The following is an 18,173-nucleotide window of genomic DNA, read 5'->3' as shown; positions in this document are numbered from 1 at the left end:
GCGCCGAGCCGCAGCACGGCCGCCACGCCCTCGACCTCCCCCGCACCGGCCGCGCGCCCGGCGCCGAATCCCGGCGACTGGTCCACCCCGGCCAGGGGCGATGACTGGGGCGCGGCCAACAGCAGCCGCGACGGCGAGCGCGGTGGCGCCCAGGCCAACCAGGGCGCCGGTCGGACCGGGGACGGATTGTTCAACGCCGACGGCAGCGTGCGCGTACCCGGCCAGGAGGGCAGCGGCGACAGTGAGCGCGGCGCCCCCGGCGGCGAGAACGACGGCTGGAGTCGCGAGCGCATCGCGCAGTCGGGCACCTGGCTCAAGCGCCCGCCGTACGACTACACCCCGACCTCGTTCGACAAGTACTGGGCACCGAACGAATCGCTGTTGGCCGAATGGGTGCGCAAGGGCATCAAGGCCGTGGAGATTCCGATTCCCGGCACCAGCTCGAAGATTTCCTGCGTGGTCTCGATCCTGCAGTTCGGCGGCGGCTGCGGCCTGACCGACCCGAACATGCAGGACCAGCCGGCCGTGGCACGGCCGCCACCGGACGTGCCGTTCAAGAAAGAGTTGCAGGAAGACAACGGAGGGTAAACGTCATCGCATGCGCGCTGACGCCCCACGGTTGGCTTCGCAAACCGTGGGCCCCTTCTTACCATCACCCACACCCCGCGCCTGTCGGCGCGCCCCCTGACTCAGGGGGCTTTCCACCAGCGAAATACAGGCGCGTCAGGATTCGTCGTTCAACGCCACGAACGCCCAGAACGGCACATCCTGCCCGGCCCAGAACTGGCTGCTTTCATCAAGCACCTCCAGCAACGTGTCGAAATCCGTTGTCGCATCACCCCGCAAGCCATCGGCATCGCTGAAGAACAGGGCGTAGCCGTTCGCCTTGATCCATGACAGGTCGCGCAGGCAATCCACCAGCGCATCCCAGTTGCCGCCGAACGTCCTCGGAAAATCCAGTTGCGCCGCCATGCGCGTCAGCAGCGTGCGCTTGTCGTGGCAGCCGGCCAGGTCGATGGTGGCCACGCGCAGCCCCGCATCGCGCATGGCCGCGGAGAGCGGCCCGATATCGTCGTTGCCGATCGCATACACGCCAGCGTTGTTGATGTCGTCCAGGCCCAGTTCGAATGCATCGTGATTCATTGCCAGCTCCCGGCAGGTGGGACCTCGAAACTGCGGAAGGTCTCGTAATGGTCGTCGGTGTAGAACCAACCGGTGGGCGGAGTGCCCCCGGTCACGATACGGCGCGCGCCACGGTTGCCGGCGCCCGGCGTGTCCACGGTGTACTCGCGGTAATAACCGCGCGGCCGGTCGGGCAGGCGTTGTTCGCGGTTGCTGAAAACACTGCCGTCCTGGCGGTGCGGATACGGCCCGCCGCGCTGGATCAGGACGATGGTCTGCCGCGCCTCCGGTGGCAGGAAGGCGGGCAGGGCATCGCGGCTCGCCTGTGCGGCGCTGCCTGGATTGCCTGGCGCGTTGTCGCTCGGCGCGGGCGCGTCGGGCTGGGTCAGCGACGGCGCGAACTGCGGTGGCGGCGCGCGCTGCAGCTGCTTGATGCCGATCAGGCCGCCTATCAGCAGGAGGATGGCAAGGACAAGGAGTAGGGGTTTGCGCATGGGGGTAATGTACCGCCAACCAGCTGCACATTCTCTTACATGGGGGGTTGGTAACCTTCACATCCATCCCCATCATCGACTTCGCAACGCCCGGCCTTCGCCGGGTGAGTGAGCTACCAGGAGAACCACATGGCCTACACCCTCCCCAAGCTGTCCTACGCCTACGACGCGCTTGAGCCGCATATCGATGCGGCCACGATGGAAATCCACCACACCAAGCATCACCAGACCTACATCAACAACGTCAATGCGGCACTGGAAGGCACCGAATACGCCGACCTGCCGGTGGAAGAACTGGTCAAGAAGCTGAAGTCGCTGCCGGAAAACCTGCAGGGCCCGGTGCGCAACAACGGTGGCGGCCACGCCAACCACAGCCTGTTCTGGACGGTGATGGCGCCCAACGCCGGTGGCAACCCGGTCGGCGACGTCGCCAAGGCGATCGACGCGGACGTCGGTGGCTTCGAGAAGTTCAAGGAAGCCTTCACCAAGGCTGCGCTGACCCGTTTCGGCAGCGGCTGGGCCTGGCTGAGCGTCACCCCGGACAAGAAGGTCGTGGTTGAGAGCACCGGCAACCAGGACAGCCCGCTGATGGAAGGCAACACCCCGATCCTGGGCCTGGACGTGTGGGAACACGCGTACTACCTGAAGTACCAGAACCGTCGCCCGGAATACATCGGCGCGTTCTTCAACGTCATCGACTGGAAGGAAGTCGAGCGTCGTTACCAGGAAGCGATCGCCTGACCCCAGGTCGGGTTTGAACGCTGGAAGGGCCGGGCGGAAACGCCCGGCCTTTTTCGTTCAACGCGTCTCGCCCTGCAATCGCAGGGTCGCGATGATCCCCAGCCGGACACCACCGCCTTCCGACCCTTCCGGCGGGGGCAGCTTGACCGGCTGCAGGCCCTGGCTGGCGAAGTGGGATACCTGGAACAGCACGTCCAGGCCGTGCCCGCCGGCCACCCCGACCAGCGAGGGCGGGTCGACCCGCTCACCGGGATTCTTGCGTGCCGGCTGGAAGCCCGGCGAACTGCTCACCAGCTCTTCGGTGTCGGCGGAGAAGTCCCCCGCGATCAGCGACGGCAGGCCATCGGAGGTGGCGCTGATCCAGGTCATCAGGTCGCTGGTCTGGTGCTGGCGCACCGTCGCCTCGTCCGGGTCTGGACGCAGCCGTGCCACATAGATGTTGACCAGCTCTTCCTGCAGCTTCACCCGCAGCATGCCGGCGGCGCTGAACTGGCCCGGCGGATGCAGCAGGGTCACCCCGTCCTCGGACACCGGCAGCCGGCTCAGCATGGCGCTGCCATGGCGCAGGCGCTGGCTGGGCGGGTCGGCGGTGACGAAGTCGCAGCTGTAGCGCAGCCGGGTCGCCAGCCAGCAGGCCGGATTGCGACCCTGCGACTGCTGTACCCGCTGCACCGCGATCACATCCGGCTGCAGCCCCTCCAGCACCTGCAGCAGCTGGTCGCGGCGCTGCTCCCACTGGCTGTCGTCGCCCACCGGCAGCTCCAGCGTGGCGATCTTCAGCAGGCGCGGCGCAGGCTCACCCTGGCGGGCATCGGCCGACAGGACGGGGGTGGTCAACATCAGGAGCAGGAGCCAGCCGTGCCAGTGTCCTGCGACAGCCGTGGGGAGGAGGCGCATAACGATAAGTTTACGCTTGAGCCGTGGACGTGCCGTGACTTCCGTCAAATGTCACGTTCGGCCGCAGCGTGCGTGGCCCCGGCCCTTCCGGTAACCTTGCGCCCTTTGATCCTGCAGGACAGCCCCATAGCATGAGCACAAACGCAGCCGCCAGCGTTGGCAAGGGCACCATGCCCCGCCAGATTCCGTACATCATCGGCAACGAGGCCTGCGAACGGTTCAGCTTCTATGGGATGCGCAACATCCTGGTGCAGTTCCTGATCACCTCGCTGCTGCTGCAGGAGATCACCGCAGATGGCCGGGCCGGCGAGGCCAAGGACATCATGCACAGCTTCATGATCGGCGTGTACTTCTTCCCGCTGCTCGGCGGCTGGCTGGCCGACAAGTTCTTCGGCAAGTACCACACCATCCTCTGGTTCAGCCTGATCTACTGCGCCGGCCACGCCTGCCTGGCGCTGTTCGAGAACAGCCGCGAAGGCTTCTTCCTCGGCCTGGGCCTGATCGCGCTCGGCGCGGGCGGGATCAAGCCGCTGGTGGCCTCCTTCATGGGCGACCAGTTCGACCAGAGCAACAAGCATCTGGCGAAGTTCGTGTTCGACGCGTTCTACTGGATCATCAACTTCGGCTCGCTGTTCGCCTCGCTGCTGATCCCGCTGGTGCTGAAGAACTGGGGCCCGCAGTGGGCGTTCGGTATCCCGGGCATCCTGATGTTCATCGCCACCTTCGTGTTCTGGCTGGGCCGCAAGCGCTACGTGCTGGTGCCGCTGCCGCCGAAGGATCCGCATTCGTTCGCCAACGTGGTGCGCACCGCGCTGACTGCGCGCGTGGCAGGCCAGGGCCGTCCGGGCCTGGTGATCGCGGTGCTCGGCCTGGTGCTGGCAGTGGCCTCGTTCGGCCTGGTCGGCTCGCTTGGCATTGTCATCTGCCTGTGCCTGGCGCTGGTGTCGATCCTGGCGGGCATCGGCGGCGGCACCTGGCTGCAGCTGGAGCGCGCCCGTGGCCAGCATCCGGCCGAAGCCGTGGAAGGCGTGCGCTCGGTGCTGCGCGTGCTGGTGATCTTCGCCCTGACCACGCCGTTCTTCTCGTTGTTCGACCAGAAGGCCTCGACCTGGGTCCTGCAGGGCCAGCAGATGCAGATGCCGAGCTGGTTCACCGCCTCGCAGATGCAGGCGCTGAACCCGCTGCTGGTAATGATCCTGATCCCGTTCAACAACCTGGTGCTGTACCCGGCCCTGCGCCGCTTCGGCTTCGAGCCGACCGCACTGCGCCGCATGACCGCCGGCATCGCCTTCAGTGGCCTGGCCTGGATCGTGGTCGGCGGCATCCAGGTGGTGATGGATGGTGGCAACGCCATGTCGATCTTCTGGCAGATGCTGCCGTACGCGCTGCTGACCTTCGGTGAGGTGCTGGTCTCGGCCACCGGCCTGGAGTTCGCCTACAGCCAGGCGCCGCAGGCGATGAAGGGCGTGGTCATGAGCTTCTGGAACCTGACCACCACCATCGGCAACCTGTGGGTGCTGCTGTCCAATGCCGCCGTGCGCAACGATGCCGTGACCCACAAGATCGCCAGTACCGGCCTGAGCGAGGCGGCATTCCTGATGTTCTTCTTCGCCGGTTTCGCCTTCGTCGCGGCGTTGGCCTTCGGTTGGTATGCGAAACGCTATCGTATGGTCGACAACTACCGTAGCGCCTGAGCCTGACATGACCCCCGTCAATCTGCTGTTGATCGCCATCACCGCCATCCTGTCGTGGATGGCGTTCAACAACCGCAAGCTGGCCGACCGCCTGATCCTGTGGCCGCCGGCGGTGGATCGCCACCGCCAGTACGACCGCCTGATCACCTACGGTTTCATCCACGCCGACTGGTCGCACCTGATCTTCAACATGATCACCCTGTTCTTCTTCGGGGGATTCATCGAGAGCGTGATGGTGCAGCTGACCGGCAGCTACCTGGTCTATCCGGCGTTCTACATCGGCGCGCTGCTGGTCTCGATCCTGCCCAGCTACCTGAAGAACCAGAAGAACCCGAACTACCTCAGTCTCGGTGCGTCCGGGGCGGTGTCGGCCGTGCTGTTCGCCTTCATCCTGATCAAGCCGTGGTCGATCATCCTGGTGTTCTTCATCCCGGCGCCGGCGATCGTCTATGCCGCGTTCTACGTCGGCTACAGCATCTGGATGGACAAGCGAGGTGGTGATCGCATCAACCACAGCGCGCACCTGGCCGGTGCCGCGTTCGGCGTGATCTTCATGCTGGCCATGCGCCCGGAGATCTTCGGGCACTTCCTGGCCGAGCTGGGCAACCCGCGCTTCAGCCTGGGCGGCTGATCAGGCCGCGAAGCGCTGGTCGACGCCGTAGGCGCTGAGCAGGCGGGCGTAGACCTCGTGGTCGATCAGGTCGAAATCCGACCCGTTGGTCTGGCCGTTAAGGGCCAGCTGGAACAGGCCTTCCAGCAGCGAGCTGTCGGCATCGCCGGACAGGGCAACATCGGGTGCATTGTCCATGTAACGCTCCTTGGGACACGGAGGGGGCAGGCAGGAGTCGCAAGAGCCATGCCAGCTTTTGCGCCCTGTCCGATCCTTATATCGGCTTGAGCGGGCGGGACTTTAGGTCCAGATGTGACCCGGCGCGTCGCCTGTTGCCCCTGTTCAGGCTTCACGCGATCATGGCGCCACGCTGCGCACTATCGCGACAGTCGCCGCAGGAGACACCGCCCATGGCTTCGGTTACCCCGCCGGGATTGGCTTACGAGGTGGAGCACGATCCGGTCCAGCACCGGTTCCAGGCCCGCATCCAGGGCCATTTGGCCCTGCTGGACTATCAGATCAAGCGCAAGCGGATGGTCATCACCCACACCGAGGTGCCCGAGCCTATCGAGGGCAGGGGCATCGCGGGGGAACTGACCCGCGTTGCACTGCGCTTCGCCCGCGACAACAAACTCAAGGTGGTGCCCGCCTGCGCATACGCGGAGCGTTTTTTCGAACGGCACGCCGAGTATCAGGACCTGCTCGCGACCTGAAGAAAAACAGGCGCCTTTCACGGAAGAAGGAACATCATGACGGGATTCAACAAGGGGATTGCAATGAACATCGCAGGAAACCGCCGCGCGCTGCGTACCGGTGCGCTGGCGTTGGCCGTGGGGCTGGTGCTGCTGGCCGGCTGCAAGCGCGAGCCAGACACCACCGCCGCGCCCACCGATGGCGCGGCCACCACGCAGCCGGACACCACCGCCCCGCAGGCGACCGTTGACGCACCGCTGGAACTGCGCGATGTCATCGAGAACACCCCGCAGGCCGTGGTCGGCATCAGCTACCCGCCGGACGTGAACCGCTACCCGGGCCTGGCCAAGGCACTGTCGGATTACGCCACCGCCGCGCGCGGCGAACTGCAGCAGGCGGTGGACGGGCTGGGCAACGACAAGCCGACCATGCCGTACGAGCTGTCGCTGAGTTTCGAGAAACTGCTGGAAACGCCGCAGATGGTGGTGATCAGTGCCGATGGCAGCCGCTACACCGGCGGTGCCCACGGCGAGCCGCTGGTGGCCCGTTTCGTGTGGCTGCCCGAACAGCAGCGGATGCTCACCGCCGAGACGCTGATTACCGACACCAAGGGCTGGGGCGCGGTCAGCGACTACGTGGCCGACCAGCTGCGCGAGCGCGTGGCGACCCGGCTGAGCAGCGACGACATGGAGCCCGGCCAGCAGCAGGAAGCGCTGCGTAGCGCCAGCCGGATGATTGCCGACGGCACCGGCGCCAGTGCGGACAATTTCAGCCAGTTCCAGCCGGTCACCGACCCCAATGGCCTGATCACCGCGGTTCGATTCGTGTTCCCGCCTTACCAGGTGGGACCGTACTCGGACGGCACCCAGACCGTGGACGTACCGGCCGCCGTGCTGGTACCGCACGTGGCGCCGGCCTACGCCGGCCTGTTCGCCAAGGGCTGACGGAGGCGGCGACATGGACGGGGGGCTGCAACGGCGGGTGATCGAGTTGCTGCACGAGGCGGACGTCACCGTTGACGGCGGGCGTCCGCACGACATCCAGGTCCACGACCCGCATTTCTACACCCGCGTCATCGCCCAGGGCTCGCTGGGCCTGGGCGAAAGCTACATGGACGGGCAGTGGGACGCCGCCTCGCTGGACGGGTTCCTGCTGCACCTGATGCAGGCGCACGTGGACGAACGCGTTCACGGCTGGCGCGAACTGGCCGATGGCCTGAAAGCCCGTCTGTTCAATCTGCAGGCCGGCGGTGGCAACCTGGAGGTGGGCCGTCGCCATTACGACCTGGGCAACGACCTGTACCACGCCATGCTCGGCAAGCGCCTGGTGTACAGCTGCGGGTACTGGGCCGATGCGCGCGACCTCGACACGGCGCAGGAAGCCAAGCTCGACCTGATCTGTCGCAAGCTCGGCCTGCGCCCGGGCCAGCGTGTGCTCGACATCGGCTGCGGCTGGGGCGAAGCGCTGAAGTTCGCAGCCGAGCGCTACGGGGTGTCCGGCGTGGGCATCACCATTTCGCAGGAACAGGCCGACTTTGCCCGCGAGTTGTGCGCCGGCCTGCCGATCGAAATCCGCCTTCAGGACTACCACGACGTGGAAGAGCAGTTCGATGCGATCCTGTCGGTGGGGATGTTCGAGCACGTGGGCGACAAGAACTACCGCGGCTTCTTCGAGATGGCGCGGCGCTGCCTGGAGCCGGACGGCTTGTTCCTGCTGCACAGCATCGGCAGCAACGTGTCGCGGCACCGTACCGACCCGTGGATCGCGCGCTACATCTTCCCCAATTCGATGCTGCCGTCGGCCGCGCAGATCACCGCCGCGTTCGAGGGACTGTTCGTGCTGGAGGACTGGCACAGCTTCGGGCCGGATTACGATCGCACATTGCAGGCCTGGCGTGCGAATGTGGAGGCGGCCTGGCCGCGGTTGGATCCAGAGCGTTACGACGAACGTTTCAAGCGCATGTGGCGGTTCTATCTGGCAGGGTCGATGGCGAGTTTCCGATGCCGCCACGCCCAGCTGTGGCAGCTGGTGTTGTCGCCGAACGGGGTGGCAGGCGGGTACGTGGCACCGCGATGATCGGGGACCGCGATGCTACGCATGGCTTGTCGCTACGAAAAATCCGGGGGTGCGTCGGTAGGGTCGGTTCCCAAACGACCGCCGATGGGGGCGATCGGTTCATTGACGCATGGAGCTGTGCCGGAGAAGCGCTTTTCTCCGTGCAAGGTCATGCCCTAAAGGTGCAATCGCCGTAATCGGCGGTCGATTGGGATGCGACCCTACCAGCAACTTCGCTCAGGCATTTCCCTCTCCCCAAAAAAGAACCGCCCGGCAGTGCCGGGCGGTTTTCATATCGTGCCTGCTCAGCCGATTACGGCTGGGTCAAACCACGCTTTTCCAGCAGCGGACCGATCTCCGGCGCATGACCGGCGAAGTCCTGGAACAGCTGCATCGCATCGACGCTGCCGCCCTTGGACAGCAGGGTCTGGCGGAAATGGTCGCCGTTCTTGCGGCTCAGGCCGCCGTTCTCACGGAACCACTTCTGGGTGTTGGCATCCAGCACTTCCGACCAGATGTAGGCGTAGTAGCCGGCCGAGTAGCCGCCCATGATGTGGCTGAAGTACGGGGTCTTGTAACGCGGCGGAACCGGCGCGTAGTAGATCCCGTCCTTCTCCAGCGCAGCGCGCTCGAAGGCCATCACGTCCTTGGCCGCCGGCACCTGGTCCGGACCGATCTGGTGCCAGCGCTGGTCGAGCATGGCCGCACCCAGGTACTCGGTGGTGGCAAAGCCCTGGTTGAACTTCGATGCAGCCAGCACCTTGTCCAGCAGCGCCTGCGGCATCGCGGTGCCGTTGCGATGATCCTTGGCGTAGTTCTTCAGGATCAGCGGATTGTCGGCCCACATCTCGTTGACCTGCGAGGGGAACTCGACGAAGTCGCGCGGCACCGAGGTGCCCGAGAAGTACGGGTACTTCACGTTCGAGAACATGCCGTGCAGGGCGTGGCCGAATTCGTGGAAGGTGGTGGTCACTTCATCCCAGGTCAGCAGGGTCGGCTGGCCGGCCGGCGGCTTGGGAATGTTGAGGTGGTTGGCCACCACCGGCTTGAAACCGGTCAGCGCCGACTGCGAAACATAGGAGTTCATCCACGCACCGCCGCGCTTGGACGCACGCGCATACGGGTCGAAGATGAAGATCGCCAGCTGGCTGCCGTCGGCATCGAACACGTCGTACACGGTGACGTCATCGTGGTAGACCGGCAGGTCGGTGCGCTGCTTGAAGCTCAGGCCGTATTCCTGGTTGGCGGCGAAGAACACGCCGTTTTCCAGCACGTTCTTCAGTTCGAAGTACGGCTTGAGCTGGGATTCGTCGAAGTTGTACTTGGCCTGGCGCACCTTCTCGCTGTAGTAGGCCCAGTCCCACGCTTCGAGCTGGAAGGTCGGCTTGCCGGCGGCCTTCTGTTCCTTGTCGATCATCGCCTGCAGGTCGGCGGCTTCGCGCTTTGCGTTGGCCACTGCGGCCGGGGCCAGCTGGCCCAGCATCGCGTTGACCGCTTCGGGGGTCTTGGCGGTCTGGTTGGTCAGGTTGTAGGCAGCGAAGTTTTCGAAGCCCATCAGCTTTGCCTTGTCGGCACGCAGCTGCATGATGCGCGCGACCAGCGCGGTGTTGTCGAACTCGCCACCGCGGCTGCCACGGGTGACCGAGGCGTCGTAGATCTTCTTGCGCAGGTCGCGGTTGGTCAGGTTGGTCAGCGGCGGCTGGCCGGTGGTGTTGAGCAGCGCGATGACGTACTTGCCGTCGAGCTTGCGCGCCTTGGCGGCTTCGGACGCGGCGGCAATCTGCTCGGCCGACAGGCCGTCCAGCAGCTTGACGTCGTCCACGGTCACAGCCGAGGCGTTCACTTCGTTCTGCACGTTCTGGCTGAATTTGGTGCCCAGGTTGGCCAGCTCGGCGTTCATCGCCCTGAGCTTGGTCTTGTCGGCTTCATTGAGCTTGGCGCCGGAACGCACGTAGCTTTCGTAGTACTTCTCGACCAGGCGCACGCCTTCGGCGTCCAGGCCGAGCTGGTTGCGGGTGTCGTACAGCGCCTGGATGCGCGCGAACAGCTTGCCGTTCAGCGCGATCGCATCGCTGTGCGCGGCGAACTTCGCCGAGTAGTCGGCCTGCAGCTTCTTGCGGGTGTCGTTGGTGTCAGCGCCAACCAGGCTGAAGAACACGGTGGTGGCACGGTCCAGGGTGTCGCCGCTCTTTTCCAGGGCGATGAGGGTGTTTTCGAAGGTCGGCTTGGCCTTGTTGTTGGCGATGGCCTCCACTTCCTTCAGCTGCTGCGCCATGCCGGCGTCGAAGGCGGGGGCGAAGTCGCTGTCCTTGATCTTGTCGAACTGCGGGTAATGCAGCGGCAGCGGGCTGTCGGCGAAGAACGGGTTGGCCTGCTGGGCGGCGTTGGCGGCCGGGGCGGCGGCAACGGCGGAATAGGCGGGCAGGGCAAGGCCGAGGGTCACGGCGACAGCGAGGGCAAGACGGGTGGTCAAGGGGAAATCTCCGGTCAGACAAGTGCCCGAGGTTAACCCGGGGTGATGGGCCCGGGCTTGTGTCGAAAGGCATGTCTACAATGGGTTTCCCCTGGGAGAATCGCCATGACCACTGCCTACGATTTCACATTCAATGACCTGGACGGCCAGCCGCAGCCGCTGGAGCAGTACCGCGGCAAGGCCCTGCTGCTGGTGAACGTGGCCAGCAAGTGCGGCTTCACCCCGCAGTACGAAGGCCTGGAGACCCTGTGGAAGGAGTATCGCGAGCGCGGCCTGGTGGTGATCGGCTTCCCGTGCGACCAGTTCGGGCACCAGGAGCCGGGCAACGCCGAGGAGATCCGGAATTTCTGCTCGCTGACCTATGACGTGGACTTCCCGCTGTCGGAGAAGATCGAGGTCAACGGCGACCACGCGCACCCGCTGTGGACGTGGCTCAAGAAAGAAAAAACCGGCCTGCTCGGCCTGAGCGCGATCAAGTGGAACTTCAGCAAGTTCCTGATCGGGCGCGACGGCCGGGTGCTGGAGCGTTATGCGCCGACCGACAAGCCCGAGAACCTGCGTGGGGATGTTGAAGCCGCGTTGGGATAACGCCGGTTATTTCTCGACGAACGCGCGCTCGAACACGTAATGCCCGGGCGTGCCGATGCGTGGCGAGGTCTGGAAACCGCGGGCGTCCAGCACGTGGCGCAGGTCGGCCAGCATCTGCGGGCTGCCGCAGATCATCGCGCGGTCGTTTTCCGGGTTAAGCTCCGGCAGGCCCAGGGTGCGCTGCATCTCGCCGCTTTCCATCAGCGAGGTCAGGCGGCCCTGGTTCGGGAACGGCTCACGGGTAACGGCGGGGTAGTACAGCAGCTTGTCGCCGATCATCTCGCCCAGGAACTCGTGCTCGCGCAGTTCCTTCTCGAACAGCTCGCGATAGGCCAGGTCCTTCTCGTAGCGCACGCCGTGGGTAAGGATCACCTTGTCGAAGCGCTCGTAGGTTTCCGGGTCCTTGATCACCGACAGCCACGGCGCCAGGCCGGTGCCGGTGCCCAGCAGGTAGAGGTGCTTGCCGGGATGCAGGTCGCTGATCAACAGCGTGCCGGTAGGCTTCTTGCCGACCAGCACCTTGTCGCCCGGCTTGATGTGCTGCAGGCGCGAGGTCAGCGGACCGTCCTGCACCTTGATGCTGAAGAACTCCAGGTTCTCTTCCCAGTTGGCGCTGGCGATGGAATACGCACGCAGCAGCGGCCGCGCCTCGGTTTCCAGCCCGATCATGACGAACTGGCCATTCTCGAAGCGGAAACCGCTGTCGCGGGTGGTGGTGAAGCTGAAGTAGGCGTCCGTCCAGTGACGGACTTCAAGCACCGTTTCGGCACCAAAAGCGGAAGACATGGGGGTGGGGTCTGATCTGTGTTGTCGACGGTATTCTAGCTCAAATGAGATAAATTCTCATTGACCGGCCCGAAACCTCTCTTTTACCGGTATCCGGCCGCCTGCAGTTCGAACAATTCCGCATACCGCCCTCCCTGCGCCATCAGCTCCGCGTGGGTGCCACTGGCCTCCAGCCGGCCCTCGGCCAGCACCAGGATCCGGTCTGCCATGCGCACCGACGAGAACCGGTGCGAGATCAGCACCGCCGTGCGGTTGTCGGACAGCTCCTTGAAGCGCTGGAATACCTCGAACTCGGCGCGCGCGTCCAGTGCGGCAGTGGGTTCATCGAGGATCATCACCTGCGCGTCGCGCATGTAAGCACGCGCGATGGCGATCTTCTGCCACTGCCCGCCGGACAGGTCCACGCCCTGCTTGAACCGGCGCCCGATCAGCTGTTCGTAGCCTTGTGGCAATCCTTCGATCACCTCGTCGGCCATGCCGCGCCGGGCCGCGTCGCGGATGCGTGCGTCGTCGGTCATCGCATCGACCAGGCCCACCCCGATGTTCTCGCCGGCGGTCAGGTTGTAGCGCACGAAGTCCTGGAAGATCACCCCCATGTTGGCGCGCAGGGCGTCCAGGTCGTACTCGCGCAGGTCGCGCCCGTCGAGCAGGATGCGGCCCTCGTCGGGGTCGTACAGACGCGCCAGCAGCTTCACCAGGGTAGTCTTGCCGGCCCCGTTCTCGCCCACCAGGGCCAGCACTTCGCCGGCGCGCAGCTCGAAATCCAGGTGCCGCACCGCCCAGGCCTCGGCGTCGGGGTAGCGGAATCCCACGTTCTCGAACACGAAGCCAAGGCTGATCGGCTTCGGCACCGGCACCGCGTCGGCGCGCGAATGGATCTCCGGCTCGATCTCGAAGAACGAATACAGGTCGTCCAGGTACAGCGCCTGGCTGGCCACCTGCGAGAACCCGATCAGCAGGCCTTCCAGCAACTGCCGCAGGCGCAGGAAGCTGCCGGCCAGGAACGTCAGGTCGCCGATCGAGAAGTCGCCGCGCACGGTGCGCCAGGCGATGTAGGCATAGGCGGTGTAGTAACCCAGCGTGCCGAGCGCGGCCAGCAGGGTGCCCCAGAACGCGCGGCGGCGGGCGAGGGCACGGTTGGCGCGGAAGAACTTTTCGGCCAGGAAGCGGTAGCGGTCGATCAGGAACCGGTGAAGGTTGAAGATCTTCACCTCCTTGGCGGTTTCCACGCTGGCCCCGATCTGGCGCAGGTAGTCGAGCTGGCGGCGCTCGGGGGTCCACTGGAAGTTCAGGCTGTAATTGGCCGCGTTGAAGTGCGATTCGCCGATGAAGGCCGGCACCAGCGCCACCGCCAGCAGCAGGATCAGCCACGGCGCATACACCAGCAGGCCGACCGCCAGGCTGGCTACCGTGATCGCGTCCTGCACCTGGCCGAACAGCTGGCTCATCAGGCTCATCCGGCCCATGGTCTGGCGCCGGGCGCGGTCCAGCTTGTCCTGCAGGTCCGGGTCCTCGAAGTCCTCCAGGTCCAGCTCGGCGGCGTGCTCCATCAGGCGCACGCTGGTGACGTTGGTGAACAGCTCCGAGAGCAGGCTGTCGGCGTAATTGACGATGCGGCCGAGCAGGTCGGACGCGATCGCCAGGCCGAACTCAAGCGCCAGCAGGCCCAGCAGCGGATTGAGCAGCCCGCTGGACAGTGCCTCCCCGAACGGGGGAAAGCCGGCTTCGTGCCGGCTCAGCAGCAGCGCTGCGTCGATGATGAGCTTGCCCACGTACAGCATCGCCACCGGCAGCAGCGCGCGGACCACACGCAGGCCGAGGCTTGCAATGGTCAGCGCTGGACTGGTCTGCCAGACCTGGCGCAGGAACGGGGGCAGGTTGCGCATCGCCTTGAAGCGTTCGCGCAGGCTGGGGTTTTTCTGCTGGGGGGAGGGGGCCATTCACGCATTGTGCCAGCCGCGCCTGTGACAGCCCGGTGGCGCCGGCCCCAGCTCCTTACGGCAGCGGCGGCAACAACCCCGCGCCCAACCGGTTCCAGGCATTGATCACCGCAATGCCCATGCTCAGGTCGCTGATGCCCTTGGCGTCGAAATGCGGCGCCAGCGCGTCGAACGCCGCGTCCGACGGCGCCGCCGTGCTCAGCCGGGTCAGTGCCTCGGCCCAGCCCAGTGCGGCCTTCTCGCGCTCGTCGAAGAACCGGCTTTCGTGCCAGGCCGGCAGGGTGTCGAGTTTGCGCGGCTCGATCCCGCCCTTGCGCAGGGCGGTGCCGTGCATGTCCATGCAGTAGCCGCAGCCGTTGATCTGGGAGACCCGCAGGAACACCAGCTCCATCAGGGTCGGGTCGATCGAGCTGTCATGCACGGCCTTGCTGGTGGCCAGCAGGCCCTTGAAGGCGTCGGCGGCCAGGCGTGCGTAGGGAACGCGGGGGGAAGCGGACATCGTGAAACTCCGTGACGGCCCGGATGGGCGTCTTCATAGGGTAGACGGATCAGGGTCCGGCGCCGTGACATCCCGGGCGGGATCGATTCTCAACTCCGATCTGCGGGAGGGGTAAAATGGTCGGCTTACCCCCCGCCAGCCCCGAGCAAGCGAGCATTACGTGACATCGATCAAGCAGGAAGACCTCATCCAGTCCATCGCCGACGCGCTGCAGTACATCTCGTACTACCACCCGGTCGACTACATCAAGAACCTCGCCGCCGCCTACGAGCGCGAGGAGTCGCCGGCCGCGAAGGAAGCGATGGCGCAGATCCTGATCAATTCGCGCATGTGCGCCGAAGGCCACCGTCCGATCTGCCAGGACACCGGCATCGTCACCGTGTTCCTGGAAATCGGCATGGACGTGCGTTGGGATGACGCCACCATGGGCGTGGAGGACATGGCCAATGAAGGCGTGCGCCGCGCCTACATGCACCCGGACAACAAGCTGCGCGCTTCGGTGCTGGCTGATCCGGCCGGCAAGCGCATCAACACCAGGGACAACACGCCGGGCGTGGTCAACGTCAAGGTGGTGCCGGGCAACACCGTCGACGTCATCGTCGCCGCCAAGGGCGGTGGTTCGGAAGCCAAGACCAAGTTCGCCATGCTCAATCCGTCCGACTCGATCGTCGACTGGGTGCTGAAGACCGTGCCGACCATGGGCGCCGGCTGGTGCCCGCCGGGCATGCTCGGCATCGGCATTGGCGGCACCGCCGAAAAGGCGATGCTGCTGGCGAAGGAATCGCTGATGGAGCCGATCGACATCAACGAACTCAAGGCCCGCGGCGCCTCCAACCGCGCCGAGGAACTGCGCCTGGAGCTGTACGACAAGGTCAACGCGCTGGGCATCGGCGCGCAGGGCCTGGGCGGCCTGACCACGGTGCTCGACATCAAGGTCAAGGACTTCCCGACCCACGCCGCCAACCTGCCGGTGGCGATGATTCCCAACTGCGCCGCCACCCGCCACGCCCACTTCACCCTGGACGGCAGCGGCCCGGTGATGCTGGACCCGCCGTCGCTGGCCGACTGGCCGCAGATCACCTATGACGCCTCCAAGGGCACCCGGGTCGACCTGGATACGATCACCCCGGAAGACGTGGCCAGCTGGAAGCCGGGCCAGACCCTGCTGCTCAACGGCAGGCTGCTCACCGGCCGCGACGCCGCGCACAAGCGCATGGTCGACATGCTCAACAAGGGCGAGCCGCTGCCGGTCGACCTGAAGGGTCGCTTCATCTACTACGTGGGCCCGGTCGATCCGGTGCGCGACGAAGTGGTGGGCCCGGCCGGCCCGACCACCGCCACCCGCATGGACAAGTTCACCCGCCAGGTACTGGAACAGACCGGCCTGCTGGGCATGGTCGGCAAGGCCGAGCGTGGCCCGGCCGCGATCGAGGCGATCCGCGACAACAAGTCGGCCTACCTGATGGCGGTCGGCGGTTCGGCGTACCTGGTCTCCAAGGCGATCAAGGCCGCCAAGGTGGTGGGCTTCGCCGACCTGGGGATGGAAGCGATCTACGAATTCACCGTGCAGGACATGCCGGTGACCGTGGCGGTCGATTCCACCGGCGAATCGGTGCACATCACCGGTCCGCGCGAATGGCAGGCCCGCATCGGCGCCATTCCGGTGGTCGTCGCCTGACGCCCGACCTGCGGAGCGTCGCGGCGCAGGCATAATCGGGGTTTCCCGACTGCAGGCGCCGCACATGGCCACCACGCTGTATGGATCGAGCAGCACCGCCTCGCTGGTGGTGCACTGGCTGTTGATCGAGCTGGGCATCGCGCACGACCTGGTGCTGCTGGATTTCGACACGCGTGAGCAGAAAGGCGCCGATTACCTGGCGCTCAATCCGGCCGGGCGCGTGCCCACGCTGGTCATTGACGGACAGGTGTTCACCGAAGCAGCGGCCATCGCCCTGCACCTGGCCGACCTGCACCCGCAGGCCGGCCTGCTGCCGGCACCGGGCACGCCGGAGCGCGGCCAGGCCTACCGCTGGATGTTCTGGTGCGCCAACACGCTGCAGCCGGCATACCGGGCCTGGTTCTACGCCAATGAGCCGGCCGGTGAGGCCAATACCGAGGCGACCCGCACGATGGCCCGGCAACAGCTTGAAGCGGCCTGGCAGCAGATGGCCGGGCATCTGGAAAGCAACGGCCCGTACGTGCTGGGCGAACGCCTGAGCGTGGTCGATTTCATGCTGGTGATGCTGATGCGCTGGTCACGCAACATGCCGCGGCCGAGCGATTCCTGGCCGGTGCTGAAGGCGTTTGCGGAGGCCATGAAGGCGCGGCCCGCCTTCGCCGAGGTGTATCGGCGCGAGGGGATCACCGATTGGACCTGATCATGCGGTAGAGCCACGCCCTGCGTGGCTGCAACGCAACCTCAATACCACTCCAGAAGGGACACACCCACGCCCACATACGTGGCCTTGTGGTTGTAATCGATCATGCTCTCGCCATACCCGTCGAAGATCTGCACATGCCCGCGCAGCAGGTTGCTGATCGGGAAGCCGTAATCCAGCTGCAGCGCGCCGTGCGAACGGTCGCCACCGCGCAGTGAGTGCCGCGCCATCAGCGAGACTTCGTGGCCGTTGCGGTTCCAGGTCAGGGTCGCGTCGCCGCGGCCCATGTAGTCTTCGATGTCCGGGTTGTTGTCGTCCTCGCGGTCTTCCGGCAGCCGGTACCACGGGCGCAGCACCAGCGCCCAGTTCTCGCGGTCCAGGCCGATGGTGGCGATCACCCGGTTCCAGCTGCGCGACAGCGGATCGGCGCGGCCGTTGGACATGTGGGTCAGGCTGAGCCCACTCATGCGCCCACGCCAGCCACCGATCGAGTAGCCGTTGCGGAACATCATCATGATTTCCGGCTCGTAATTGGTTTCCCGGAACGGACGCGAGTTGTCGGCGTTGTAGGCCTGCCAGCGCGAGCTCTGGGTATAACCCGCCCAGATGTCGCCGTTGTCGCCGAACACGTTCTCCCAGACCTTGGTCTTGAAGCTCAGCTGAAACTTCAGCTCATTGCTGTCCAGCTGCTGCGGCGTGGTCACCGTGTTGTCCGGATTGGGCGACTGCGGGGTCTGGTTCTTGTCGCTGGTCCAGAACGCCGGCAGCAGGTAGACCGGCTTGTAGGCGCGCAGCTGGAACGCGCCCAGTTTGGAGTCCTGGGCCAGTTCCCAGCGGCTGTCCAGCAGCGAACCCTTGCCGGCATTGGCCAGCGCCGCATTGTGGCCGTCATTCTTGAACACCTCGCCCACGCGCTGCCTGACCCGCTCGGTGGCCGGGGCGTCGGGCGTGCGCGCCGCCTGACGTTCCTCGCGCCGTTCCTGCTTGGCCGCGATCGCGGCCGCGTCGGCAGCCTGGGTGGTTTCGGCGGTCGGGCGGAAAAGCTTGTCGTAGCACGCCAGGCGCGCTGCGTCGGTGCTCACCTGCGAACAGGCTTCGGGCGACGCCGGGGCCGGCGAGGCTTCCTGTGCGGCCACGGGCAGGCTTGCGGTTGCCAGGGCCAGGGCAGAGAACAGGGCCGAGCGGGGGCGGTGGGTCATGGGG

General features: G+C 65.8%; 18 protein-coding genes and 1 pseudogene. 10 read left to right on the top strand and 9 right to left on the bottom strand.

The annotated features are described in order from the left end of the window. Positions 1 to 588 (top strand): annotated as a pseudogene (locus tag RYM47_RS18240) (hypothetical protein); the annotation flags it as partial. Positions 589 to 723: 135 nt separating this feature from the next. On the opposite strand, the gene RYM47_RS18235 reads toward RYM47_RS18240, so the two are convergent. Further along, on the bottom strand, positions 724 to 1,143 hold the full coding sequence (locus RYM47_RS18235; RefSeq protein WP_315389807.1) for a barstar family protein: 420 nt from the start codon (positions 1,141 to 1,143) through the stop codon (positions 724 to 726). Next, complete coding sequence (locus RYM47_RS18230; RefSeq protein ID WP_315389805.1) at positions 1,140 to 1,616, bottom strand: ribonuclease domain-containing protein; 477 nt, start codon at positions 1,614 to 1,616, stop codon at positions 1,140 to 1,142. Before RYM47_RS18230 ends, RYM47_RS18235 begins: the two co-directional genes overlap by 4 nt. Positions 1,617 to 1,745: 129 nt before the next feature. On the opposite strand from RYM47_RS18230, the gene RYM47_RS18225 reads away from it, so the two are divergent. Continuing rightward, positions 1,746 to 2,357, top strand: coding sequence for a superoxide dismutase (locus RYM47_RS18225; RefSeq protein WP_315389803.1), 612 nt, complete (start codon positions 1,746 to 1,748; stop codon positions 2,355 to 2,357). A gap of 57 nt (positions 2,358 to 2,414) precedes the next feature. Here the strand turns inward: RYM47_RS18225 and RYM47_RS18220 are convergent, their stop codons facing one another. Continuing rightward, a complete protein-coding gene (locus RYM47_RS18220; RefSeq protein WP_315389801.1) occupies positions 2,415 to 3,197 on the bottom strand; it encodes an endonuclease/exonuclease/phosphatase family protein in 783 nt (260 codons plus the stop codon). A gap of 188 nt (positions 3,198 to 3,385) precedes the next feature. Between RYM47_RS18220 and RYM47_RS18215 the strand changes: the two genes are divergently transcribed. Together RYM47_RS18215 and RYM47_RS18210 are read left to right on the top strand one after the other, a co-directional pair. Then, positions 3,386 to 4,948: an oligopeptide:H+ symporter gene (locus tag RYM47_RS18215; protein WP_315389800.1), complete on the top strand. Its 1,563-nt coding sequence runs from the start codon at positions 3,386 to 3,388 to the stop codon at positions 4,946 to 4,948. A gap of 7 nt (positions 4,949 to 4,955) precedes the next feature. Continuing rightward, positions 4,956 to 5,579, top strand: a complete 624-nt coding sequence (locus tag RYM47_RS18210) for a rhomboid family intramembrane serine protease (RefSeq protein ID WP_315389798.1) — start codon at positions 4,956 to 4,958, stop codon at positions 5,577 to 5,579. Here the strand turns inward: RYM47_RS18210 and RYM47_RS18205 are convergent, their stop codons facing one another. After that, the gene (locus RYM47_RS18205) at positions 5,580 to 5,756 is read right to left on the bottom strand and encodes a hypothetical protein (protein ID WP_315389797.1); all 177 of its coding nucleotides are present in this window, start codon (positions 5,754 to 5,756) and stop codon (positions 5,580 to 5,582) included. 212 nt (positions 5,757 to 5,968) lie between these two features. Here RYM47_RS18205 and RYM47_RS18200 point away from each other — a divergent pair, with 212 nt between their 5' ends. The 3 genes from RYM47_RS18200 (at position 5,969) to cfa (ending at position 8,327) form a co-directional block, all read left to right on the top strand. Further along, positions 5,969 to 6,271: a GNAT family N-acetyltransferase gene (locus RYM47_RS18200; protein WP_315389795.1), complete on the top strand. Its 303-nt coding sequence runs from the start codon at positions 5,969 to 5,971 to the stop codon at positions 6,269 to 6,271. A 63-nt stretch (positions 6,272 to 6,334) separates the two neighbouring features. Further along, positions 6,335 to 7,195, top strand: a complete 861-nt coding sequence (locus RYM47_RS18195) for a DUF4163 domain-containing protein (RefSeq protein ID WP_315389794.1) — start codon at positions 6,335 to 6,337, stop codon at positions 7,193 to 7,195. 13 nt (positions 7,196 to 7,208) lie between these two features. Next, the gene (cfa, locus tag RYM47_RS18190) at positions 7,209 to 8,327 is read left to right on the top strand and encodes a cyclopropane fatty acyl phospholipid synthase (RefSeq protein WP_315389792.1); all 1,119 of its coding nucleotides are present in this window, start codon (positions 7,209 to 7,211) and stop codon (positions 8,325 to 8,327) included. Between the two features lie 292 nt (positions 8,328 to 8,619). On the opposite strand, the gene RYM47_RS18185 is transcribed toward cfa, so the two are convergent. Continuing rightward, positions 8,620 to 10,779, bottom strand: coding sequence for a M3 family metallopeptidase (locus tag RYM47_RS18185; RefSeq protein WP_315389790.1), 2,160 nt, complete (start codon positions 10,777 to 10,779; stop codon positions 8,620 to 8,622). Positions 10,780 to 10,884: 105 nt separating this feature from the next. Here RYM47_RS18185 and RYM47_RS18180 point away from each other — a divergent pair, with 105 nt between their 5' ends. After that, positions 10,885 to 11,367, top strand: coding sequence for a glutathione peroxidase (locus RYM47_RS18180; RefSeq protein WP_315389789.1), 483 nt, complete (start codon positions 10,885 to 10,887; stop codon positions 11,365 to 11,367). 6 nt (positions 11,368 to 11,373) lie between these two features. Here RYM47_RS18180 and RYM47_RS18175 read toward each other — a convergent pair whose 3' ends face one another. From RYM47_RS18175 to RYM47_RS18165, 3 genes are all read right to left on the bottom strand, one after another. Then, positions 11,374 to 12,153, bottom strand: coding sequence for a ferredoxin--NADP reductase (locus tag RYM47_RS18175; RefSeq protein WP_315389787.1), 780 nt, complete (start codon positions 12,151 to 12,153; stop codon positions 11,374 to 11,376). A gap of 83 nt (positions 12,154 to 12,236) precedes the next feature. Further along, the gene (locus RYM47_RS18170; RefSeq protein ID WP_315389786.1) at positions 12,237 to 14,093 is read right to left on the bottom strand and encodes an ABC transporter ATP-binding protein; all 1,857 of its coding nucleotides are present in this window, start codon (positions 14,091 to 14,093) and stop codon (positions 12,237 to 12,239) included. 55 nt (positions 14,094 to 14,148) lie between these two features. Beyond that, positions 14,149 to 14,592: a carboxymuconolactone decarboxylase family protein gene (locus RYM47_RS18165; protein WP_315389785.1), complete on the bottom strand. Its 444-nt coding sequence runs from the start codon at positions 14,590 to 14,592 to the stop codon at positions 14,149 to 14,151. 160 nt (positions 14,593 to 14,752) lie between these two features. Between RYM47_RS18165 and RYM47_RS18160 the strand changes: the two genes are divergently transcribed. Both RYM47_RS18160 and RYM47_RS18155 read left to right on the top strand, forming a co-directional pair. Beyond that, complete coding sequence (locus RYM47_RS18160; RefSeq protein ID WP_315389784.1) at positions 14,753 to 16,270, top strand: fumarate hydratase; 1,518 nt, start codon at positions 14,753 to 14,755, stop codon at positions 16,268 to 16,270. Positions 16,271 to 16,334: 64 nt separating this feature from the next. Then, positions 16,335 to 16,970: a glutathione S-transferase family protein gene (locus RYM47_RS18155; protein WP_315389783.1), complete on the top strand. Its 636-nt coding sequence runs from the start codon at positions 16,335 to 16,337 to the stop codon at positions 16,968 to 16,970. A gap of 41 nt (positions 16,971 to 17,011) precedes the next feature. Here RYM47_RS18155 and RYM47_RS18150 read toward each other — a convergent pair whose 3' ends face one another. Next, entirely contained in the window at positions 17,012 to 18,169 is a 1,158-nt protein-coding gene (locus RYM47_RS18150; RefSeq protein ID WP_315389781.1) for a phospholipase A, read from the bottom strand. Between the last annotated feature and the right edge of the window lie 4 nt (positions 18,170 to 18,173).

It is taken from the genome of uncultured Stenotrophomonas sp., assembly GCF_963519125.1.
GTDB lineage: Bacteria > Pseudomonadota > Gammaproteobacteria > Xanthomonadales > Xanthomonadaceae > Stenotrophomonas.
Note: the sequence above shows the minus strand (reverse complement) of the source record. Positions and strands in the feature narration are given on the sequence as shown.